Below are 23,125 nucleotides of genomic sequence, written 5' to 3' on the forward strand. Positions count from 1 at the left end.
ACCGTCCGGCTTTTCTGAGTCTAGGCAGCGCGTCTGCTGGCCGCAAGCGACCACAGGCCGAGAATCGGGCCGGGTACCAGAATCCACACCACCCACACACCCAGGGATTGCCAGAGACCACTGGTCAGCCAGATGGCCGGCAGGGTCAGACCGAAACCGATGGCATTCATCACCGACAGGGAAGAGCCGACGAACTCCCGAGGCGCATTGGCCGCGGCCAGGGCGGAAAACTGGGGTGAATCGGCAACGACAGCAACACCCCAGCAACACAGGGCCAGCAGCAGGAATCCGGCAGGCAGGCCGCTGATCAGGGGATAGATCACGCACAGGGTCCCTGAGGCCGTCAGGGCAACCCGGGCGACCCATTCACTGCCCCGGGTCCGGCTCAGCCGACCACCGCCGATGCACCCGAGCGAGCCCAAAGCAATGATCGCGAACGCGAGCCAGGGAACGAGTGAATCAGGGAGCGCCAGCCGGTCCAGCTCCCTTCCGACCAGCAACGGCGTCAGCATCCAGAACGCATAGAGCTCCCACATATGCCCCATGTACCCACCGGCGACAGCCCGGAAACGCGGCATGCCCAGCGCAACCAGGCCTTTCCGAAGCGGTACCGGCCCGGCACTTTTCGGCAGGTGCGGACCATCGCCCAGACGCCAGATCAGGCCAGCGCCGATCAGAGCCAATACCGACGCACCCGCCAGTGGCCACTGCCAGGGCATTCCGAGTGTTGCGCCCCGCATCAAATGAGGCAATGCAGTACCCAGCGTAAGCATGCCCACCAGCCAGGCCAGCGCGGCCCCCGCGTAGCGGGGTGTCCACGCAATCACCATTTTCATGCCCAACGGGTAGATGCCCGCCAGGCAAAGCCCCGTCAGAAATCGCAAGACCAGTGCCAGTGGAAAGACACCTGCGGCAAGAATGAACCCTGCGTTGACCAACGCACCGACCACGCTGGCAACCGCGAACATGACACTGGCACCAAAGCGGTCGGCGAGACCGGTGACCGCCAGCAGAAGGGTGCCGCTGATGAAACCGGCCTGGACCGAGAGCGTCATCAGCCCCAGATCGCTCTCGGTCAACGCCAGCTCACGGGAAAACGAGAGCCAGACACCGTTCACACTGAACCACAGCGAGGTGCCGAACAGCTGCGCGATCACGATAACCGGAAGGGGGTAACGCCGGAAAAGATTCATCATTGTTGTTATCGTCATTCTTGATGGCTTGATTCCAACCTATAGCCCCGTGAGTAAAGGCGAAATGCTACTTTGGTTGGCTTCTGACAAAGCTGTAATGAAGACTCTTGGATAGTCTGCTACTATCCACGCTGGCTCTCGGCCGCCTACCCGAACCTTGTAACGGACAGCACTCTATGGAATCTTCCCACGCCCTTTTCCTTGGCCTGCTCCAGGGTTTTACCGAATTCCTGCCCATTTCCAGTTCCGCCCACCTGATCCTGACACCGGTATTTTTCGGATGGAGCGACCAGGGCGTCGGGTTCGACCTGTCGGTGCACTTCGGGACGCTCCTGGCGGTGGTGCTGTATTTCCGCCGCGATGTGTTCGGTATCGCCCGGGATGGACTGGTGTCGCTGTCGAGACGCAAACTGGTCGGCCAGGGCGCTCTTGCCTGGTATCTTGTGATCGGCACTATCCCCGCAGGCCTGGCCGGGCTGGCCCTGCTCGATCTGATTGACACCGTGCTCCGCTCGCCCACGATTATCTTTGCCACCACACTGATTTTCGGCATCCTGCTCGGGGTTGCCGACTGGCGGCCTAGCCGCCACCGCACGATGGATTCGCTAAGCTGGAAGGATGCCCTGATCGTCGGTCTCGTCCAGGCCCTGGCTCTGGTTCCCGGCACTTCCCGCTCCGGGGTGACCATTACCGCCGGACTGTTCCTCGGCATGACCCGGGAAGCAGCATCCCGGTTTTCTTTCCTGCTGTCGATCCCCATCATTGTGCTGGCAGCATCGGTAAAGCTGCTTGAGGTGGCCACCTCCGATGTCGCCGTTGACTGGAGCGGCTTCCTGACCGGCGGCATCACCTCGTTTATCATGGCGATCACCGCGATTCACTTCTTCCTGAAGTGGCTCAACAAGGTGGGCATGTGGCCCTACGTCATCTATCGCCTGATCCTTGCCGCGGTCATCTATGCTGTACTCATGAACTGATCCAATCGACAGAGCAGGAGCGGCCCATGCTGAGATTCTTCAAGATCGTCAACGGCCTGATCAAGGAGCTGGACATCCCCCCTGAATCGGTCCGGGAACGCCTCCACGAGGCCGACTGGATCGACGCCTACGAGCCCGATGAAGACGAACGGCAGATTCTGCAGGGGCTGCTCAAGACCGATGTACCCGAACTTGACGACGTCGAGGAAATCGAAGCCTCCGCCCGCTGCTTTGTCGACCAGGCCGGCATCCACGTCCACTCCCTGTTCCTGACCCAGGCCGACGGCCGCCATACCACGGTGTCGGTGGCTTGCATCCTGCAACGCAACTGCCTGATCACGGTGCGGGAAGGTGAACTGGCCGACTTCCGCCTGTTACGAATGCGAGCCCGCCGCGGCCAGGTCGAAGCGCTGGACCCTTCGGGCCTGCTGGTGACCCTTCTTGAGCAGAAGGTGGAAAATCATGCCGACGGCCTGGAAGACCTCCACCGGCAGCTGGAGGAAGTCAGTTACCTGGTCTTGGAGGACGAGGATTCTGAGCTGGACGAGGCCATTAACCGCCTGGCGCGACTGGAAGACAGCAACGGAAAAACCCGCCTGTGCCTGATGGATACCCAGCGCAACATCTCATTCCTGCTGCGTCATCTGAGCAAAGAAGGCGAACTCCGGGAAACCCTCCGGGAGATCAACCGGGACATCGAAACACTGATGTCCCATACCACGTTCCTGTTCGACAAGATCAACTTCCTGATGGATTCCACCCAGGGGTTCATCAACATTGAGCAGAACCAGATCATCAAGATCTTCTCCATCGCGGCGGTGGTTTTCCTGCCACCAACTCTGGTCGCGAGCATCTACGGAATGAACTTCGTGCACATGCCGGAGCTGCAATGGCAGTTTGCCTACCCTGGCGCCATCGGGCTGATGGTTCTGGCCGGGATTGCGCCCTACTGGTATTTCAAGCGCAAGGGTTGGTTATAACTAGCAGGCCTCCAACGGCGCATAAGCCAGCACCAGCCATTTGGCGCCATCGTCAAAGTTCACCTGCACGCGCGTGTGATGGCCGGTTCCCTCGGAGTTCATCACGATCCCTTCTCCGAATTTCGGGTGCCGGACCCGCTGGCCGAGACTGAAACCCGACTGCTGAGCCGAGTCCTGGCTGAACAGCGACTCATTCGGGCGTTCCACCATCGCTGGCCGGGTGACGGTGTTTCTCAGGCGCACTTCCTGCAGGCAGTCACCGGGGATTTCCCGGACGAACCGGGACAGCGCATGGAATTTTTCCTGGCCATACAGGCGGCGGGATTCGGCGTAAGTGAGCACCAGCTTTTTCATGGCGCGGGTAATACCCACGTAGGCCAGCCGGCGTTCTTCTTCCATCCGGCCCGGCTCTTCCAGCGACATGCTGTGGGGGAACAGGCCTTCTTCCACGCCGGCCATGAATACCAGCGGGAACTCCAGCCCCTTGGCAGAGTGCAGTGTCATGAGTTGTACGCTGTCCTCGTGGGCATCGGCCTGGGACTCCCCGGCGTCCAATGCCGCCTGGGCGATGAATTCCGACAGCGGATCGACACCTTCTTCGACCTCAAAATCAGACAGCGCATTGACGAGCTCTTCGAGGTTTTCCACCCTGGCCTGGCCTTTCTCACCCTTTTCACTGGCGTGATAATCCTTCAACCCGCTGACTTCGAGAGTCTGTTTCATCAGGCCTTGAAGGGAGGCGTGGTCCACCATCTCTGACAGGCTATTGATGATCCCAAGGAAGGATTGGAGACCGGTTTTCGCACGGCCTTTGACCTGCCCTGCCTCCAGCAGTCGTTCCGACGATTCCCAGAGCGAAATTCCCTGCTCGGTGGCGTATTCCCGAAGCTCCGCCAGGCTCTTGGCACCGATGCCCCGGGTTGGCACATTGACCACCCGCTCGAATGCGGCATCGTCGCGACGGTAATGAACCAATCGAAGGTACGCCAGGGCGTTGCGGATTTCCTGGCGATCGTAGAACCGCAGCCCGCCGTATACCCGGTACGGAATACCCTGGCGCATCAGTGCCTCTTCGAGCACCCGGGACTGGGCGTTGGAACGGTACAGGATGGCGACTTCGCTGCGCAGATTCCCTTCATCCACCCACGCGGAAATACTGTCGGCAATGTAGTTGGCTTCGTCCTGCTCGTTGAACGCAGCGTACAGACTGATTGGCTCTCCGTCCGGACCGTCCGTCCAGAGTTCCTTGCCCAGACGCCCCTGATTGTTGGCGATGACCGAGTTGGCCGCCTTCAGGATCATTTGCGTCGAACGGTAGTTCTGCTCCAGCCGAACCAGCCGGGCATTGGGGAAATCCCGCTGATATTGCTGGATGTTCTCGATTTTCGCGCCCCGCCAGCCATAGATCGACTGGTCGTCATCACCGACTACCGTCAAGGGCACCCGATTGCTCGCCAGCACCTGCAGCCAGGCGTACTGGATGGTGTTGGTGTCCTGGAACTCGTCTACCAGCATGTGCTGGAAACGGCTCTGGTAATGGGCCAACAGTTCCGGCTTATGGAGCCAGAGCTCGTGGGACCGGAGCAGCAGCTCACCGAAATCCACCAGGCCACCCTGCTGGCAGAGGGTTTCATACTGGCGGTAGATCTTCAGCATGGTCGAGGTGAAGTGATCCCCAGGGTTCTCCTGGATGTGATCCGCACGCAGCCCCTCGTCTTTCTGGCTGTTGATGAACCACTGGGCCTGTTTGGGCGGCCACCGGCTCTCGTCGATCTGGTTTTCCCGCATCACCCGCTTGATCAGCCGCAGCTGATCGTCACTGTCCAGCACCTGGAAATTCTCCGGCAGACCGGCATCCTGCCAGTGCGCCCGCAGCAAACGGTGGGCTATACCGTGAAACGTGCCGATCCACAGTCCGCGAGTCGGGATCTGCATCATCTGTTCGACCCGATAGCGCATCTCCCGCGCCGCCTTGTTAGTGAACGTCACCGCCAGAATGGCGGTCGGCGGCACCCGGTCCACGGTCATCAGCCAGGCGATCCGGTGCACCAGCACCCGGGTCTTGCCACTGCCCGCGCCGGCCAGTACCAGCAGGTGGTCATTCTGGGCAGTCACGGCTTCACGCTGGGCATCGTTAAGGGGGTCGATGATGTGGGAGACGTCCATAGGAAATCGGTTCGCTACTGGTTAAATAAACAGGGAAATGAGTATAACAGGGAAGGGTGCGATTGTCGGGCCCGGGAAAGCCCTCTTCCGTTTGGCGGAAACGCACGAGGGAGGGCGGTTGTTCAGGACACGCTACGAGCACATCCATGTGCGCTTGAGTGTGGCCATCCCTGGCCACACACAGTCCTGAACAACCGCCCTCCCCCGTGCTTTGCGTATCTGGGAGAAGGCTTTTCTATCAAAAGCCTCTTGGCACGGTTTGCGGTTCAACAAACTCGAACAGACCTTCGAGGCCGCCTTCGCGGCCGATGCCGGAGGCCTTCATGCCACCGAACGGTGCTTCAGGCGTCGGGCCCGTACCAGTGTTCCAGCCAACGTGGCCGAACCGGAGGCCGGCCGCTACCCGCTGGGCACGCTCGGCGTCGGCGGTGAACACGTAGGAAGCCAGACCGAACTCGGTGTCGTTACCGGCCTTGATGACTTCCTCTTCAGTGCGGAACCGCGCCATCGGGACCAGTGGTCCGAAGGTTTCCTCCTGGTAGCAGCACATGTCGCGGTTAACACCCAGAACAACCGTTGGCGGGAAGAACAGACCATCGCCCAGCTCGCCAGGCTGCTTGCCGGCGACCAGATCGGCACCCTTGTCGAGGGCGTCTTCCAGGTGGCGCTTCACCTTGTCGAAGCCCTGTTTGTTAATCAGCGGCCCGATGTCGATGCCCTCTTTCATGCCATCGCCGACGGTCATCTTGTTGACTCGCTCCGCCAACTTCTCACCGAAGGCATCCGCCACTTTCTCATGCACGAAAATCCGGTTGGCACAGACACAGGTCTGGCCGCCGCCGCGGAATTTATTGGCGATCAGGTTGTCCGCCGCCGCGTCGAGATCGGCATCCTCAAAGACAATGAACGGCGCGTTGCCGCCCAGTTCCAGGGCCAGCTTCTTGACGTGATCGGCGGTGTCGAGGATCAGCTTCCGGCCGACTTCGGTGGAGCCGGTAAAGCTCAGCATCGGAACATCCGGATGCTCGCACAGGACCTTGCCGATGACGCTGGCCTTGCCCATCACCAGGTTAACCATGCCGTCCGGCAGGTCGAGTTTGTCCATCAGGCTGAACAGGGCCACCATGGTCAGTGGTGTCTCACTGGCCGGTTTGATCACGGAGGGGCAACCGGCCGCCAGGGCGGCGGAAAGCTTCTTGGCGATCATCCCGATCGGGAAGTTCCAGGGCACGATAAGACCGGTCACACCAACCGGGCGATAATGCACGGTCCAGGTGCAGTCCTTGGGCTTCTCCGGAATGGTGTGGGCATCCAGCGCCTGAATGTGCTTGGCGCAGTAATCAAAGAAACCAGCCGCGTAATCCACTTCTCCCTGCGCTTCTTTCCAGGGTTTGCCATGTTCCATGCACAGAATCCGCCCCACTTCCTCGCGGTTGTCCTTCAGTGCATCGCGGATGTCCTCAAGCCACTTTCGGCGGGTCTCGATCGGATAGGGCTGGGTCAGCCTGAGTGCCGACTGCCCGGCCCCCACTGCCGCCTTCACATCGTCTTCGGGCATCGAGGGAACTTTTGCAATCACCTCGCCGGTGGCGGGGTTGTAGACATCGAAGGTATTGCCCTGGGCATTATCCGTCCAGCGACCGCCGATGTAGCCAGTAAGCTTGTCCAGCAGTGGTGACTCAATCATCTCGGCTCCTTTTCTGAAATTGGCGACGCCCCGACCACGGGACGAGTTGCGTCAGTGATTCATGTCTTTCATAGTGGATCTTGAGTCTAAGACTGTAAAGTCAAGGCCCGGTTTTTGACGCGACTCCGACACTGCCTATACTCGGAGAATCAGAATTTAAGGAGCCCGGACCATGAAAGCGTATTTCCATCCTTCTCAGGATCTGCACGTACCCAAGACCTACTTTACCCGTGGCCAGATGCGGGAGCCGCAGGAGATCCCGGCTCGCACGGAGCTGATGCTCAAGGGGCTGAAAGACATGGGCATTTCCGTGCTTCAACCGGCAGATCAGGGCGCCGGCCCTATCTCGAAGGTCCACGATCTGGGGTATCTGAGATTCCTGGAATCCGCGCACCGGCGCTGGATGGAAATGGGCGACTGGGGCGATGAGGTCATGTCGAACATCTTCGTCCGTTCCCCCAATGCCATGCGGGGCGTTTTGGCCGAGGCGGCACGCTACCTGGCCGATGGCAGCTGCCCCATCGGCGAGCATACCTGGGAGGCCGCTTACTGGTCCGCCCAGACCGCTCTCGGGGCGGCGGACGCCCTGATCGCCGGGGAACGCACCGCCTACGCCGTCTGTCGTCCGCCGGGGCACCATGCCCGGAAAGATGCCGCCGGCGGCTTCTGCTACCTGAACAATGCCGCGATTGCCGCAGAGCACATGAAGTCCCGGTTCCCGAAAATTGCGATCCTGGACACCGACATGCACCACGGCCAGGGCATCCAGGAAATCTTCTACGACCGCAGTGATGTCCTGTACATCTCCATCCACGGCGATACAACCAACTTCTACCCGGTAGTGACCGGCTTCGAGGATGAACGTGGTGAAGGGGACGGGTACGGATACAACATCAATATGCCCATGCCCCACGGCTCCAGCGAGGATTATTTCTTCGGCAAGGTGGCCGAGGCGTTGACGGCTATCCGGCTGTTCCAGCCCGATGCGCTCATCCTGACCCTCGGTTTCGATGTCTACAAGAACGACCCGCAGGCCAAGGTGTCGGTGTCTTCAGAGGGCTTCAACCGGCTCAGTACCGAAGTCCGGGAGTTGCGCCTGCCCACACTGGTGGTGCAGGAAGGCGGCTACGACCTGGAGGCGCTGACCACCAACGTACAGCAGTTCTTCGAGGGCATGGAGGGCTGACCGTCCCTCAGGAGGCCGGAGTGTAGACCTTGACGTTGTTGTGCCCTTCGGCCTTCAGATGACCGGCATGCATGCGACTCATCGAGCCCCGGTCGCAGTACAGCAGGTACTGCCGGTTCCGGGGCAGCGTGTCGATCTGCTGGTTCAGCTCGTAAAACGGAATCTTCAGGATCTGGTTGTTGGTCAGCGTCAGAGGGGCTCGCTCTTCCTCGGACGGATGGCGGACGTCGATGATGACGTCATCTACCCCGGGGGTCTGAACCAATTCCACTTCTTCCGGCGTCGAGGTTGATTCAAGGAGCCGATTCACCGGCGTTTCCTCCCGGTTCTCGATCGCCTGCGCCAGAGCCGCCGGATCCATTTCGGCTTCGTCGGCCTCGACACGATGAAGTTTTGCCCGGGTCGCCGGTTTCTGGGAAATCACACCGCAGTATTCCGGCATGTTACGGGCAAAGGACTCGGTCCCGATGTCGTGCGCAATCCGGATAATCTCCTGCTTGTCCATCGCGATGAGCGGACGCAACACCACCTGTTCACAGGCCCGGTCGACCACGTTGAGGTTCGACAGGGTCTGGCTGGACACCTGGGCAACCGCATCGCCCATCACCAGGCCGGACACATTTAGCGTGTCGGCGATCTCGGCAGCGGCCTTGAGCATCTGGCGCTTGAGCACCACGCCCCAGTGGCGATGGTTGACCGAGCGCATGATTTCCGCCACTACCCCGTCAAAAGGCACGGAAATGAACTTGACGTTGTGGGAGGCCCCGTAACGTTCCCAGAGGTAATGGACCACCTGACGCACCCCGACTTCGTGCGCGGTGCCTCCGAGGTTGAAAAACAGGAAGTGACTCCGTAGACCCCGACGCATCATCAGGTACGCCGCGACCGAGGAATCATAGCCTCCGGAAATCAGCGTCATGACGCTCTCCACAGAGCCCAGCGGATACCCCCCGAGCCCAGGATGTTTGCGTCGGGAGACGTGAAAACCGTCTTCCTTGACCTCCACCCGGACTTCCACCTGCGGAGATTTGAGATCCACACCGGCTGTTTCATAAGCGCTCAGCAACGCCGCGCCAACTGCGCGTTCGATATCGATCGAACGGAAATCGTGATCTCCCAGGCGCTTGGCACGCACGGCAAAGGTCTTGCCGTCGAGCAGACCGGCATAGGCCGCCACGGCCTTGTCCGCAATATCCTCCAGGGAAGTCAGCGGATAGACGGCAATTTCCTGGATGCTGGAAATACCGGGCACACGCATCAGCACATCAATCACCGATCCGTACAATCCACGATCATCGGGGACGTCCACGTCGACCCGATCCCAGGTCCCGGTGACATCAATATCGGAATCGAGCCGAACCAGCAGCTTGCGAACGTTCTGACGGAGTTGACGCATCTGTTGCTGGCGCACGGGCTTGCTTTTGATGGCGACTTCCGGAGCGGGACGGATTAACAGTTTCATAGATCGGAGTTTTGTCGGGTGGCGTATAAAGCGGAAAGCGCCTAGTGTACCTGTTTGTCGGATTGCCTCAAAATCCGGCACGGTCGAAACCATCAGGAGTATCACTGTTACATGAGCGAATCCACGATCACCGCCCTGGTCTCTCCGGAGGGCTCCCTTGAAATCCTGTCCAACCACGAGGTCAACCGACTCAAGGACAAAAGCGAGGGAGGGCTGTACCGGCTGTTCCGCCAATGCGCGCTTGCGGTGCTCAATACCGGCGTTGAAACGGACGATTGCAAGGCCCTGATGGAGATGCACGCCGATTTCGACGTACGCCTCGTCCCCCAGCCGCGCGGTGTGAAACTGGAGCTGATCAATGCCCCGGCCCACGCGTTTGTGGATGGAGAAATGCTCCGGGCCATTCGGGAACACCTGTTTTCGGTACTCAGGGACATCATCTACACCCACTCCATCCCGGAGACCGTACCCGGGTTCCGGCGGGACAATCCCGATGACATCACCAACCTGGTCTTTCACATCCTCCGCAACGCCGGGGTCCTGCAGGCGGGGCGGCAGCCGGATATGGTGGTGTGCTGGGGTGGTCACTCCATTGGCCACTCGGAATACCAGTACAGCAAGGAAATCGGCCACCAGCTGGGCCTTCGCGGCCTCAGCATCATCACCGGTTGCGGCCCCGGCGCCATGAAAGGGCCGATGAAAGGGGCCACCATCGGCCATGCCAAACAACGGGTCCGCAACGGGCGTTACGTGGGCATCACCGAACCGGCCATTATCGGCGCCGAAGCTCCGAACCCGATCGTCAACGAGCTGGTAATCATGCCGGACATCGAAAAGCGCCTCGAGGCGTTTATTCGTTGCGGACATGGCGTGATCGTCTTCCCCGGGGGCGTGGGCACCGCCGAGGAAATCCTGTACCTGCTTGGCATCCTGCTGCATCCGGACAACGCAGACCTGCCGTTCCCGGTCATCTTTACCGGACGTCCGGAAAACGCGGAATACTTCGAGATGATCGACAAGTTCATCCGCAATGCCCTCGGCGACAAGGCGGCGGAAAAGTACGAAATCATCATTGATGATCCGGTTCGCGTCGCGCAAACCATGAAGAAAGGCATGAAGGAAGTGGAGACCTTCCGCCGGGCCATGCAGGACGCCTACTACTTCAACTGGATGCTGAAGATCGACCCGGTGTTCCAGTTACCGTTCGATCCCAACCACGCCACCATGCGGGCGCTTGAACTCCACAGGGACCAGCCGGTCCACCTGGTGGCAGCGAACCTTCGCAAGGCATTCAGCGGTATCGTGGCCGGGAATGTGAAGGAAAATGGCATTCGCCAGATTCAGGAGAAAGGACCGTTCGAAATTGCCGGGGATCCGACCCTCATCAAGCCGCTCGAGGCAATGCTCGAGCAGTTCGTGGCCCAGAACCGGATGAAGTTGCCGGGGCTCCAGGCCTATCGTCCCTGCTATCGCATCGTCAGCGGTGCAGCATAATCTGCCCCGCTGACGCAGCATTCGGACTTACTTGCCGCCGGCCGGCAGGCTGGCGAAGTACGCCGCCACGTTGGCAATATCCTCATCGCTCAGGGCCGCCGCCTGGCCCTGCATGATGGCCGCCTGGCCACCCGTGCGCTGTTTGTTCTTGTAAGCCTTCAATGCCATTACCAGGTATTGCTCATTCTGACCCGCCAGGTTCGGATAGGTCGGAATCTGGGCAACGCCGTTCTGGCCGTGACAGGCCGAGCAAACCGACGTGGCCTTGGCCTTCCCGGCTGCCATATCGGCAGCGGACGCCGCAGTCGGCAGAGCAACGACGGCCGCAACCAGTCCCGCAACAGCAAAATGCTTCAATTTCATGGTAGTGCCCTCTCAACAGTGTTTTTGGTTTTGAGAAAATGAGGTCGGCGCTTTGTCACCGCACGTTCATGGGAGACAGTTATAGCACAGGGCGCCCGAGGCTCAAATGCGATCCATCAAGGTTAGCGTTTCGACATTTGTCCTCTTTACGCCAATCGCCACTTAGTGACAGAGTACGTTTCGATTCCAGACCCGGATTTTGTCCGACCTGAACCGGAGACTCCTATGTCCATTGAGTTGCAGGAATTACCCTGCCTCGAAGGGAAACTTGGCCTTCTTACGCTGAACGCCCCGGCGACCCTGAATGCCCTGAGCACAACCATGATTGATCAGGCCCAACGGGCACTGGATGCGTGGGCAGACGATGACAGCATCTGCCTGGTCGTCGTGCAGGGAGCGGGCGAACGGGCGTTCTGCGCAGGCGGCAACCTTCGACAACTTTACAATGCCATGACCGGCGGCGATGATCCTGACCTCCCGGGGCAATTCTTCAGCCACGAATACCGCCTGGACTACAGCCTGCACCGGTTTCCGAAACCGGTCGTTGGCATCGGCCACGGCATTGTCATGGGTGGCGGCCTGGGCCTGTTGTCGGCCTGTCGCTACCGCCTGGTCACACCGGATCTCGTATTGGCCATGCCCGAGGTCGCGATTGGCCTGTTTCCCGACGTGGGCGCGAGCTGGTTCCTGAATCGCCTGCCCGGCCGGCTCGGACTCTTCATGGGGCTCACAGGCGCCCGCCTCAATATCACCGATGCGCTCCGTGTCGGCCTCGCCGATATGGCACTGCTCCCGGAAGACCGGGAACCCTTGCTGCGTCAAATCCAGGAGCAGCGCTGGACCGGCGATCCACCGGCCGACGACAACCGTCTGTTCCGTCTGCTGAACCAGATGCATGCACCCGATTATCATACCCTGCCTCCCAGCAACCTTGAGCATCACGAGCAGACCATTGCCCGCCTGAGTGCCGGCACCGACCTGCCCGATATTGTCGAGCGTCTGCTCGCGTCCGAGGCGGACAGCGACTGGTGGAAAACCTGTATCGAGAACCTGCGGGGCGGTTGTCCGGTGTCCGCGTGGTTGGTCTGGACCCAGCTCCGCAAGGCCCAGCAGATGTCTCTGAAAGACGTATTCCGGATGGAACTGGCGATGGCCAGGGAATGCTGCCGCCGGCCTGATTTACCGGAAGGCATTCGAGCAAGGATGTTGGACAAGGACCAGAACCCGGCCTGGTCATACGCGTCGGTCAGCGAGGTTCCGGAAGAGGTGGTCGAGGGTCATTTCGAGCCCCAATGGAACGATGAAACCGACCCCATGCAGCTTCAATAAAGGGCTACGGGCGGGCGCCCGCCTGCACCAGGAGCATTTCCAGATCCTGGTTCTGGATGGCCCTGGCGCGGTCCAGTGCCGTGCTACCGTCAGCCGCCCGGTAGTTGACGTCCGCACCGGCCGCCAGAAGCATTTCGGCGGTTAGCAGATCGCCGCTGCCCACGATTTTCATTAGCAGGGATTCGCCCCCCTGACTGACGTTGACGTTGGCGCCAGCCGTCAGCAACACCTTGACCACCGCCAGGTTGCCCTCCTCCGCAGCGCGGATGACCGGCGTGTAGCCATTGCGGTCAACGGCGTTGACCCGGGCACCGGCAGACAACAGCAATTGCACCAGCCTCCGGCTGCCCGCAGCGGCCGCTTCCATCAGCGGCGTTTCTCCGCCAGGCCCGGTCAGATCCGGATCGGCGCCTTCCGAGAGCAAGTACCAGGCAACCCGGTCTTCGCCCGCCGAGACCGCCGCCATCAGCGGCGTACCCTGTTCGGTGACGGTATTCAGGGAATGGCCCGCCTCAGCCAGCGCCACGACAGCCTCCAGATCGCCGGAGCGCGCCGAGTCCATCAGTGGCGTGTCGTTCTGGGCGCGGGTCTGATGTTGCAGATTGCTGTGGCCAGAGTCCGAGGCGCAACCGGACAGCAGCCCAAGAATGACAAACGTAAGCAGAAATGAGCGGGCAGCGCCGGGTCCCTTGGCCATATCAACGGTCTCTGTTGTTATCGGTTATCAGAATTTGGCCTATTCTGATCAGCAGCGGCGGGGATTTAAATCGAGCGGTTCACAACTCCGGACCGTTTTGCAGAAGTTCGCGAACCATGGACCGCAAACGGTCTTCACCATCGCGCTGCCCCAGGCACCGGCCGGACGCCTGCAGTTCCGGCCATGAACGTTCCTGCAGGACAGATTCCGCCCACAACGGAGCATCCTCTGACCTTTCCAGCCGTTCAATCACGCCGGGGCTCTGGCTCAATACCTGCAGCACCGGCAGACACAGGTCGAATCCGCGATGCCCGCATGCGAAATGGAACAGATCCCGATGATCGTCCTCGTCCAGGCGGCCGGTTGCCGGCAAGGCCCGGGTCAGCGCCATCACCAACCCGGGTGACAGATCACGCCAATGGCCAGGCAGGTAGGCGGTCCAGTACCTGGCCAGCCGTGAGCGCAGGCGCGACACCAGCTCGACACCCGAAACACTGACTCCGGACAGCACCTGAACGGGGTACTCGCCACTGGTCACCTCCTGCTGGAATCCGAGTCGGACGAAAGTCAGCTCGCAAGCGCGCCAGAAAGCCAGGAGCTCACGGGTACCACCAAAACTGCTGCCTAGGGTATCCAACTCCTCACTGACCGCGTAGTTGCGCGCCGCCAGAACCAGCCGTCGGCCCAAGCCCCTTTGTCGCAGGTCATTGCGGACCGCAATCCGGATGACCCGGAGGGTGCGTTGACAGGCCGCCTCGGGAAAGCCGGCATGCGACGCCAGCGACTGCGGCAGCAGGTGGCCGCGAACCCGCCGCTCCCCCAGGGCGATCTTTGCCCCCAGGTCTTCGGGCAGGCCGCCTTCCCTCGCCGCCCAGAGGACGCCGACAATATGCCCCTGACAACGGGCCACCCAGCTCACGGCTGCGGGATCATCCAGCCATTGGCGCAGGTCTGCCGGCGTCGTGCGGTAGTGCGCATCAACAAGCAGTCCGAAGGCCTCGTTTCGCTCTGCCTCCGTGGCTCCGGCCGGCTGCCAGCGCTCGATCGCGATCTCGGGATCGGTCAGGTCACCGGTGAAACCGTTGGCAGACAACAGGAACAGCCGGTCAATCAGCGGTTCCAGCGGATCACCGGTCGCCCACCGTATTGACTCTCGCAGGGTGAGTTCCTGCCACCGTGGCGTTTCACGCTCCAGGACGGCCCGGAAACGAATATTGAACCCGCGCCCGGCACCTTCGTAACCATGCACAGTGGAGCAGAACGCCACCCTGGGCCAGCCGGTCAGTATCTGTTTCAGGGTGTGGGGCGGGATGGCGGCGGCCTCGTCGACGAGAATCACTTCCGCGTCAGGACGCTCCGCCAGCAAGGCCTGCACGGGCAGAAATCTCAGCTCCCCTCCGTTATTACAGACCAGCTGAGCATCGTCTTCAGCGGCCAGCTCATCGCCGAGGGTTTCCCGCGCATGCCGGAACACCGTTGCCACACTCTCGCGGGTGGGCGCCGATACCAGCACCCGTTGCCGTCCCTGCTGCAGGAGCCTGGCAGCCGCCATCCCCAGGGCCGCCGATTTGCCGCGACCGCGATCGGCCGTCACCACAACCGGACGGCGACGACGGCCAAGGCCGAAGGTCACCAGCCGGTCTACCAGTTGTTGCTGATCCGCATTGGTTCCGACGCGGAATGGGCGTTCTGCAGCTGGCAAGGCCGGTAGCCGGGCCTGTTCCGGTGTTGCGGCGTTCACCCGTATCACGGAGGAATCCGCGCCCAGAATGGTGGCCATCCGGTCGGCGAAGGCGTGACACCGGGCCGCATCCAGGCCGGTACGGACGTAATCCGGATCGGGCCAGGTCGACCATTGCGACAGCGGCGGCATGAGCCAGAACAGCAGGCCACCAGCCGTCAGGGTGCCCGCAATTGCTGCCAGTCCATCCGGCGGGTTGCCCTGCCAGCCATCCCAGACTACCAGTCCAAGTTCACGCCCGAGCCAGGACCGGGCTTTGCCCGGGCCGACAGTGGCCAAACCGTTGGCAGGACACGCGTCCGGTTGCCCTACCCAGAGTCCGGGTCCAGTCGACAAAGCCGGCAAAAGCTTACGCAGCCAGACAAGTGCCGCTTCCCGATCCCCTTCGACCAGAACCAGGCGACGCTCGCCCAGGTCGGCAAGCCGGTCCAGCAGGTGCTGCCAATCGGCGGTCTGTGCAGAAGCCTCCCGGGGCATCAACTGAGGTCGGCTGCGTGGGCTTTCAGGTCGGCGAGATCACACGCTTCCAGCGCGGCCCGATGGGTAGCCCGCAAACGGACCCTGGGGGCACATCCGGCCTCGAAGGCTTCCTGCCAGCGCCCGGCACACAGGCACCAGCTGTCGCCGGCTTTCAGGCCGGGAAAGCCGAATTCGGGACGAGGCGTACTGAGGTCGTTGCCCCGGGCTTTGGAGAAGTCGAGGAAGTCGTCGGTGACGACGGCGCAGACAGCGTGAATCCCGAGGTCGTCGGGGCCAACATTGCAGCAGCCGTCGCGGTAGAAGCCCGTTTCGGGGTCGGTGCCGCAGGTTTCCAGCTTTTCGCCAAGAACGTTGATGGACTCCCCTGTGTTCATCTTTGCCTATCTCCCAAAGTTTCGGAGTTGGCAAGGTACTGGACGGGCCATCCAAAACCCGCTCCTGGCGGCACATCCATGTGGCGCTTGGGCTCCGCCATCCATGGCTCCGCACAGTTTTGGATGGCCCGTCCAGTACCTTGCTATCGGAATTGTGAGTTACGGTCACTGAAAACTGACTTGGCAGCAATTATGCGCGACCGGTATCTCTCCTACCAGTTGCCCATTACAATACCGGCCATGCCGACCAACCCCCAAACGCCTGACATTACCAACCTGCCGGATTTTCTCACCGACGAGCAACGGGCAATCATTACCGCCGGCTACGAGCATTCGGTGATTACCGCCGTGGCAGGGAGCGGCAAGACCTCCACGCTCGCATGGCGAATCCGCTATCTGCTGGAGCAGGGTCACGATCCGGCCCGGATGCTGGTACTAATGTTCAATCGCAGCGCCCGGGTGGATTTCGAGCGCAAGCTGCAGGAGGTCTGTCATCAGTCCGGGCTGGCGCTGCCGGAAATCCGGACCTATCACGCCATGGGGCTTCGGCTTTACAAGCGGTTTGTCCGGGAGGGCTATCTGCCGGGTTTCTCGGAGAAGATCCTGACCGAGCAGGAGATCGGATTCCAGGCCTGGCAGCTCACGCGGCGGCTGGCGCCGGAGGACCTGGCCGATGAGATCCGGCGCAACAAGAAGGATTTCGTGGAAACGGCCACAGGGTTCATCGATCTGGTGAAGACGACCCTGTCCCCGGCGGAGGTGGTGTTCGAGGAACTGGGGTATTCGGACAAGCACAAATACCTGATCGATCTGTTCCACAGCTTCGAGCAATGGCGCAAGCGTCAGAGCCGGATCAGTTATGCGGACATGCTTTATGAACCGGTGATGGCCATCCATCAGAATCCACCGTTACAGCGGCTGGTCGGCAACAAGATGGATCTGATTCTGGTGGACGAGTATCAGGACACCAACGAGATCCAGCACCTGCTGCTGCGTTACGTGGCCGGCGACCGCGCCCGGGTCACGGTGGTGGGCGATCCGGACCAGACCATCTATGAGTTCCGGGGCGCCAGACCGGAGTTCATTCTCAAACGCTTCAGTGACGAATTCGAGAGCCCCCTGGAGCAGACCCTGAGCTATAGCTTCCGCTACGGTCATCGGGTGGCACTGCTGGCGAACCATCTGATCAGCCACAACACCGGCCGCAAGGATGTGCTGTGTCATTCGCACCCCAGCACACCGGATACCGGGATTCACCTGCACCGTGTCGAGAGCGACAGCGATCAGGTTCTGCAGATTTTGGGCGGGATCGGGCCGGGGAAACTGGGTGGTGTCGCCATTCTTTTTCGGGTCTGGAGTCAGAGCGTTCCAATCGAGCTGAAGCTGCTGGCGAGACAGATCCCCTACCGGATTGATGCCGGCAAGGGTGCCCTGTTCAGCCGGGAAGTACAGGCGATCACCGCCCTGCTGACGGTGGTCACCGGCAACCTGGCGAAGCTTCCGGATGCCGACCGTCTGGATATGGCCCGGCAGCTTTTACGGTTTCCCCACGTCGGGCTGAAGGAGCCGGAACTGGAACATCTGGCGCAGCAACTGGCAGCCCAGGATGGGCGCTGGCATGAACACCTGCTGGCTATGGATTTTGACGCCCTGGGACCTCTGCCCGCGAGAAAGCTGCGCAAGCTCGGCGAGGTGCTTGGACAGCTTCAGGGGTTTGCGGGCCCGGTGGCCGGGCTGATCAGTGTTTATGCCGAACACACGGACTTGTATGAGGGCATCCGGAGCCTGGCCCTGACCCACGAGAGCGCGGAAGAGCGCATCGATACCGTTCAGGGGTTCCGGCAGTACCTCAAGGGGCTGGACGTGGACGCAAAGGGGGCGCTGGCGCACCTGAAGGCACTGAAACAGCAGGCGGGCGAGAAGCAGACGGGGGGCGTTTTGCTTTCCACCATACACCGGACCAAAGGCCTGGAGTGGCCCGAGGTGATCATTCCCGGGCTGCAGGAGAAATATCTGCCGTACAGCCCCCGGCAACACGACGATGCCCGCGCCTTCCTGGAAAGCGAGCGACGGCTGCTGTACGTGGCCATGACCCGTACCCGTCAGGTTCTGCACCTGATCACCCGGCCGGTCAGCAAGCGTCCTCATCTGGACGGCGACCAGGGCCCGAGCCGGTTCGTTCAGGAATGCTGTTTCGAGCTGTCACAGGAATTCGGGACGGCCCTGGATCAGCGTCCCGATGGTTCACCGCTGTCGATCTCGGCGCCACTGACGCCTATCAGTCAACGCTACGCCGAACGGGAAGGAGTGACGCTGGACGGCGCCATGGCGCAGGCTGACACCCGGGCGGAACCGGTCTGGCATTGCCAGCGTGTCAGTCATGCCGTTTTCGGCGCCGGGCAGGTGGTGAACGAGGACGAAAGCTCTTTCGAAGTGCACTTCGACAACGGCGACACCCTGAATTTCAGCAAAAAGAGTGCGCATCTATATTTCACTCCCCTGTCGTAAACAATGCAGGGGCCAGCGATTTTGTGTTTTTTGGCCCCATCGCCTAATTTCCAAGTAGGCGGCGTTTCTATATTGTGCCTGCAAACCTCAAAAGACCAGAAAGGAGATTCTGAATGAGCATAATGCGCCCCCTCGCGGTAGCAGCTCTCGCCACGTCACTGGCCACACCGGTGCTGGCAGCAGAACGTCAGGAAACGATCTACATCAATCCCTTCGCCGGCTTCCAGCTTTTCGATGACGCCCGGGACCTGAGCGAAACCGGCACCTTTGGCGTGGGAGCGGAATATCGCTTCGCACCCCGCTGGTCCGTTGAGGCGGTCTACTCCCGCGCCGACGCCGATCGCAAATACGTACCGGGGTCGTCCGATTTCGAGGAGATCCGGGTCGACGGTACCTATTACTTTGCCGGACCGGAGGAAGCCTGGAACCCATACGTATCCCTGGGTGCCGGCAATGCCGACTTCGGCACCGACCCGAACGGACCGCGCACGGCCGGCAGCAATCACGATGAGACCCGGGTCAATCTGGGCACCGGTGTCCGCTACAACATCAGCGACAGCATTTCGCTCCGTGGCGACCTCCGGGAATTCCACGGCATCGACGAGAGCACCTTCGACACCATGGTGTCTCTGGGCTTGAGCCTGGCATTCTCCCGTACCGTTGGAACATCGGCCCCGGTCGCGCCCGCGGATAGCGATAATGATGGTGTCCCCAACACCCGCGACCAGTGCCCTGGCACCACGGCTGGCGCTGTTGTCGATGACACCGGTTGCGAGCCGGATGCAGATATGGACAGCGTGGCGGATGCCCGCGATGCCTGCCCGAACACCCCGGAGGGCGCAGAAGTCGATGCCCGTGGCTGTGAGGTCGACAGCGACAACGATGGCGTTTTGAACAGCCAGGATCAGTGTCCGAACACGACCGCAGGTGCCGAGGTGGATGAGCAGGGCTGTGAAGGTGTCACCGAAACCGTCCAGACGTTCACCATCGAGGTGAAGTTCCCCTCCAACAGCTCGGTGATCGGCAATGCCTACGACTCTGAAATCCAGAGGGTGGCGGACTTCCTGAAGGAGAACCCGGAAACCTTCGTCGAAATCGCCGGTCACACCGATAACCGGGGCGAAGCGAAGTACAACCAGTTCCTGTCCCAGCGCCGTGCCGAGGCCGTAGCCCGCCGGCTGACCGGTCCGTTGGGCATTGATCCGGATCGGGTTGACGCGGTGGGTTACGGTGAATCCGACCCAATCGCTTCCAACAACACCGCCGACGGCCGCGCTGCCAACCGTCGCGTCGAGGCACGTATCCAGGTCCGTCGCTAGGCGCGTCGAACACTGGATTCATAAGGGCGCCTGCGGGCGCCTTTTTTCTTTGTCTGTTCGGGAATGCGGTGATCGTATGCCATACGTCTCTCTGCTGATACTGCTGTTGCTGGGCCTGCCGTCATTGGCAGACGCGCAGGTGTACCGCTGCGAGGACGGCCGGGGCGTCACTTTCGCCGATCACCCTTGCAGCGAAACGGCACAGACCGTGGACATTCCCGACAACCGGCTCGGGGGCCGCTTCGACCAGAATCTGCCTGAACCCGATCCAGCATCCGACAAAACCGGGGAATCGGATCCTTCAGCAACGCCGGAAGCAACCTCGACCTGCCGGTTCATCAACTCAACGGACCTTCGGCGCTATATCGTCCGGCAGCAGGTTATTCCGGGAATGACCCGGGAAAACGTGCGGCGGGCGTTCGGCTCGCCACCCGAGCGCTACACCGATCCGCAGGAAGTTTGGATCTACCAGACCCGATATTACGGCGCCCTGTATGAGCTCACCTATGTGTATTTCAGGGATGGCTGCGTGGATCACGTGGAGTATCGGAAACCCTGACCGCATCCATCAGCAGGTTTCTCGGTGTCAGTGCCCGTTCGCAGAAGGTTCCCAGGCGGACGTCGTAACCCTGTTCCTCGAGGAAGACGGCGTAATCCAGCACCAGCCAGAGCTCCAGCGGGCGCCGGAACAGGTGTCGCAGCAGTTCGTGCCGTTGTACCTGACGATACCGGCGCTCACCCTCCCGACACCAGTACGCCCAGTCGAGTGAATCCGGCAGAGAAAGTCCCTTCCTCCCTGCGGCCCACCGACAGAAGCCCTCAAAGTCCCCATGGTTCAGTCGTGAGGGATGGGAGGGCACCGGAAGATAGTCATCGACGCCACGGAGAGCCCGTTGCAGGGCATCAAAACCGAGACGCCATTGACGGATACTCGCCGCCTGAGCCCGCTCCCTGGCGGGGGCTGTGACCGTTTCCCTAACCGCCAACCGGAGTTCCTCGCGAGACAGGGCGATGGCATTGCCGGCCGACCGAACCCGGGTCGCCATGGGCTGATAGGTGTCCGATGCGGTCTGGTGATAGCAGCAGGGCGAAAAGCTGATCCGGGGCGCCTGGCTGTCGCTCCCGTGGGTGATCAGGCGGCGATGCAGGTCACCGCAGGCATGGAGTGCCACTCCGTGGGCCGCATCGGGCCAACGCAATTCCGGCGCCATCACGTCCTGACAGCGAATGGTTAAACGATCCGAAAACCGTGCCGCCAGACGATTACCGTCCTCAACCAGGGCCGCGTCCCACTCGAACCCGCTCACCGGAGCGCCGCACTGGCGGGCGATCGTTCGGGAGAGGTGCCCCTTGCCGCAACACCAGTCCAGCACCGGGCCGTTCAGCGGCAGAATGGCTGATGCAAAGGCGCCGGCCTGGGTGCGCTTGCGGCCGGGCATGTCGGTCGCATCAACCTCGTCCAGTGTCACCCTGGCCACGGTGGCCTCTGAAGGGGAGAACGCCGGCACATCGGTCAGCGCCAGATAGTCCGCCATTCCCGGCAACCAATCGACGATGCGGGCGGCCAGCGCTCCGGGATGACTGTCGAAACGATCGAGATCGTCGGGGTTGAGAGCCTCAAGCCACCGCGCCAGTTCCGGATATTGCGCCACCCACTGTGGCGACGGCGTCTTGAACGGCGCCGGACGCCAGAACCCGGCATGGCGGGCCAGCCAGTCGTTCAGGCACCGCCAGCGAGTGTAAAAAGATGGCATCGGCTCGTGTAGACTCCGAGCCGGAGGAAACGTCATGAAACTGGCCTTTGTACTTGTTGAACCCAAGGTTCCCGAAAACGTCTGAGCGACGGCCCGTGCACTGTGTACCATGGGCTTCGGTCAGTTCTATGCCTAGAAGCGTCCGGGCCTGAACGCATCCAGACAGATCGCGGGTTCCTCCCCGTCGATGATCTGTGCAATCACATCAGCACTGCCGGCAGACAGTGTCCAGCCGAAGGTGCCGTGACCGGTGTTCAGATAGAGATTGTCCCGCGGACCACGACCAATAATCGCCGGACCATCCGGGGTCATCGGCCGGAAACCGGTCCAGGTTTCCGCCGCCTTCAGATCCGCACAGCCCGGGAATCGGGACTCCACCGATTTGCGAATGGTTGCCAGTCGGTTTTCAGGGATATCCCGATTGAAATCCGCCAGCTCAACGAACCCGGTCGCCCTCAGCCGATTGCCAAGGCGGGTACTGACGACCTTGTAGTTGTCGTCGTGAATGGTGCTGGTGGGCGCCCGATCCGGATCGCGCAGGGGAACCGTGATGCTGTATCCCTTTACCGGATAGATCGGCAGGTTCAGGCCCAGCGGACGGACCAGCGACGGCGACCAGCAGCCGGCGCTGATCACAAAGGCATCGGCCTGAATGACTTCCCGGAGCCCCTGATCGTTCCGGATGGCGATCGCATCCACGCGATCCTCACCGGTCACGAGATTTTCCACCTCAACGTTGAAGCGGAACGACACGCCCTTTTCTTCACAGGCTGCGGCCAGTGCCCGCGAAAACAGGTGGCAGTCTCCGGTGCCATCGGTGTCGAAACTCAGCGCACCGTAGAGCGGCCCCGAGCCCACCATGCCCGGTTCAGCCTCCCGGACCTGATCGGGCGTCAGCAGACGGGAGGCAATGCCCATCTCCTCGAGGAGTTGGTGTACCTCCCGATAACCGTCCATGGCTTCGGGCGTACTGGCCAGATGAAGCAGGCCCTCATGCGCACCGTCGAAGGCAAGGTCGAGCTCCTTTTCCAGCTTCAGGAAGCGATCCCGGCTATGCACGCCCAGGCGCAGCATGGCCCGTCGGTTGAGGCCAAACAGGCCCGGCGACCAGGCATACCGGAGCGTGGCGAACATGAAACGCACCGCCTCCACGGAGGGCGGTATACGGAGCTTCAGCGGGCCGTCAGCCTTGAACAGCCAGGGGATCGCCTTGAGGACCATGGACGGGTCAGCCCAGGGATAGACCACACCATAGGATCGCTGTGCCGCGTTGCCCTTGCTGGTCTCATTACCGGCGATGTCGTGTCGTTCCAGCACGGTGACCTGATGCCCCCGGCGATTCAGTTCATAGGCGGTTGTAACGCCAACCACACCCCCACCTACGACAACAATATGCATGTGCGCCTCCGCTTGCT

Annotated in this window: 18 protein-coding genes; 8 read left to right on the forward strand and 10 right to left on the reverse strand. The window is 61.3% G+C overall.

Going from position 1 to position 23,125, the window contains the following annotated elements:
* Positions 1–20: 20 nt before the first annotated feature.
* Positions 21–1,196 carry an MFS transporter gene (locus MSNKSG1_RS12970; protein WP_008939735.1) on the reverse strand — a complete coding sequence of 392 codons (1,176 nt, stop codon included), beginning with the start codon at positions 1,194–1,196 and terminating at the stop codon, positions 21–23.
* Positions 1,197–1,369: 173 nt separating this feature from the next.
* Between MSNKSG1_RS12970 and MSNKSG1_RS12975 the strand changes: the two genes are divergently transcribed.
* On the forward strand, positions 1,370–2,170 hold the full coding sequence (locus MSNKSG1_RS12975) for an undecaprenyl-diphosphate phosphatase (RefSeq protein ID WP_008939736.1): 801 nt from the start codon (positions 1,370–1,372) through the stop codon (positions 2,168–2,170).
* 26 nt (positions 2,171–2,196) lie between these two features.
* A complete protein-coding gene (gene corA / locus MSNKSG1_RS12980) occupies positions 2,197–3,150 on the forward strand; it encodes a magnesium/cobalt transporter CorA (RefSeq protein ID WP_008939737.1) in 954 nt (317 codons plus the stop codon).
* Here the strand turns inward: corA and uvrD are convergent, their stop codons facing one another.
* A complete protein-coding gene (gene uvrD, locus MSNKSG1_RS12985; RefSeq protein ID WP_008939738.1) occupies positions 3,151–5,316 on the reverse strand; it encodes a DNA helicase II in 2,166 nt (721 codons plus the stop codon).
* A gap of 238 nt (positions 5,317–5,554) precedes the next feature.
* On the reverse strand, positions 5,555–7,003 hold the full coding sequence (locus MSNKSG1_RS12990; RefSeq protein ID WP_008939739.1) for an NAD-dependent succinate-semialdehyde dehydrogenase: 1,449 nt from the start codon (positions 7,001–7,003) through the stop codon (positions 5,555–5,557).
* Positions 7,004–7,175: 172 nt separating this feature from the next.
* Here MSNKSG1_RS12990 and MSNKSG1_RS12995 point away from each other — a divergent pair, with 172 nt between their 5' ends.
* A complete protein-coding gene (locus tag MSNKSG1_RS12995) occupies positions 7,176–8,189 on the forward strand; it encodes a histone deacetylase family protein (RefSeq protein ID WP_008939740.1) in 1,014 nt (337 codons plus the stop codon).
* Positions 8,190–8,196: 7 nt separating this feature from the next.
* Here MSNKSG1_RS12995 and thiI read toward each other — a convergent pair whose 3' ends face one another.
* Entirely contained in the window at positions 8,197–9,651 is a 1,455-nt protein-coding gene (thiI, locus tag MSNKSG1_RS13000) for a tRNA uracil 4-sulfurtransferase ThiI (protein ID WP_008939741.1), read from the reverse strand.
* A 111-nt stretch (positions 9,652–9,762) separates the two neighbouring features.
* Here thiI and ppnN point away from each other — a divergent pair, with 111 nt between their 5' ends.
* Positions 9,763–11,145 (forward strand): nucleotide 5'-monophosphate nucleosidase PpnN, encoded by a 1,383-nt coding sequence (gene ppnN, locus MSNKSG1_RS13005; RefSeq protein WP_008939742.1) that lies wholly within the window; start codon positions 9,763–9,765, stop codon positions 11,143–11,145.
* A gap of 27 nt (positions 11,146–11,172) precedes the next feature.
* On the opposite strand, the gene MSNKSG1_RS13010 is transcribed toward ppnN, so the two are convergent.
* On the reverse strand, positions 11,173–11,508 hold the full coding sequence (locus tag MSNKSG1_RS13010; RefSeq protein ID WP_008939743.1) for a c-type cytochrome: 336 nt from the start codon (positions 11,506–11,508) through the stop codon (positions 11,173–11,175).
* Positions 11,509–11,733: 225 nt separating this feature from the next.
* Between MSNKSG1_RS13010 and MSNKSG1_RS13015 the strand changes: the two genes are divergently transcribed.
* On the forward strand, positions 11,734–12,837 hold the full coding sequence (locus tag MSNKSG1_RS13015) for an enoyl-CoA hydratase/isomerase family protein (RefSeq protein WP_008939744.1): 1,104 nt from the start codon (positions 11,734–11,736) through the stop codon (positions 12,835–12,837).
* A gap of 4 nt (positions 12,838–12,841) precedes the next feature.
* On the opposite strand, the gene MSNKSG1_RS13020 is transcribed toward MSNKSG1_RS13015, so the two are convergent.
* The 3 genes from MSNKSG1_RS13020 to MSNKSG1_RS13030 all read right to left on the reverse strand — a co-directional run bounded on the left by MSNKSG1_RS13020 (position 12,842) and on the right by MSNKSG1_RS13030 (position 16,129).
* A complete protein-coding gene (locus MSNKSG1_RS13020; RefSeq protein ID WP_008939745.1) occupies positions 12,842–13,534 on the reverse strand; it encodes an ankyrin repeat domain-containing protein in 693 nt (230 codons plus the stop codon).
* A gap of 79 nt (positions 13,535–13,613) precedes the next feature.
* Complete coding sequence (locus tag MSNKSG1_RS13025; protein WP_008939746.1) at positions 13,614–15,752, reverse strand: tRNA(Met) cytidine acetyltransferase TmcA; 2,139 nt, start codon at positions 15,750–15,752, stop codon at positions 13,614–13,616.
* Entirely contained in the window at positions 15,752–16,129 is a 378-nt protein-coding gene (locus MSNKSG1_RS13030) for a DUF2237 family protein (protein ID WP_008939747.1), read from the reverse strand. The genes MSNKSG1_RS13025 and MSNKSG1_RS13030 overlap by 1 nt, the downstream gene beginning before the upstream one ends.
* 192 nt (positions 16,130–16,321) lie before the next feature.
* Here MSNKSG1_RS13030 and MSNKSG1_RS13035 point away from each other — a divergent pair, with 192 nt between their 5' ends.
* The 3 genes from MSNKSG1_RS13035 to MSNKSG1_RS13045 all read left to right on the forward strand — a co-directional run bounded on the left by MSNKSG1_RS13035 (position 16,322) and on the right by MSNKSG1_RS13045 (position 20,515).
* Entirely contained in the window at positions 16,322–18,637 is a 2,316-nt protein-coding gene (locus MSNKSG1_RS13035; protein WP_008939748.1) for an ATP-dependent helicase, read from the forward strand.
* A gap of 113 nt (positions 18,638–18,750) precedes the next feature.
* Positions 18,751–19,956 carry an OmpA family protein gene (locus tag MSNKSG1_RS13040; RefSeq protein ID WP_008939749.1) on the forward strand — a complete coding sequence of 402 codons (1,206 nt, stop codon included), beginning with the start codon at positions 18,751–18,753 and terminating at the stop codon, positions 19,954–19,956.
* A gap of 76 nt (positions 19,957–20,032) precedes the next feature.
* Positions 20,033–20,515 (forward strand): DUF4124 domain-containing protein, encoded by a 483-nt coding sequence (locus tag MSNKSG1_RS13045; protein ID WP_008939750.1) that lies wholly within the window; start codon positions 20,033–20,035, stop codon positions 20,513–20,515.
* On the opposite strand, the gene MSNKSG1_RS13050 is transcribed toward MSNKSG1_RS13045, so the two are convergent.
* Both MSNKSG1_RS13050 and MSNKSG1_RS13055 read right to left on the reverse strand, forming a co-directional pair.
* The gene (locus MSNKSG1_RS13050; protein WP_008939751.1) at positions 20,472–21,710 is read right to left on the reverse strand and encodes a methyltransferase; all 1,239 of its coding nucleotides are present in this window, start codon (positions 21,708–21,710) and stop codon (positions 20,472–20,474) included. The genes MSNKSG1_RS13045 and MSNKSG1_RS13050 overlap by 44 nt on opposite strands.
* A gap of 132 nt (positions 21,711–21,842) precedes the next feature.
* Positions 21,843–23,108, reverse strand: coding sequence for a D-amino acid dehydrogenase (locus MSNKSG1_RS13055; RefSeq protein ID WP_008939753.1), 1,266 nt, complete (start codon positions 23,106–23,108; stop codon positions 21,843–21,845).
* Between the last annotated feature and the right edge of the window lie 17 nt (positions 23,109–23,125).

It is taken from the genome of Marinobacter santoriniensis NKSG1, assembly GCF_000347775.1.
GTDB lineage: Bacteria > Pseudomonadota > Gammaproteobacteria > Pseudomonadales > Oleiphilaceae > Marinobacter > Marinobacter santoriniensis.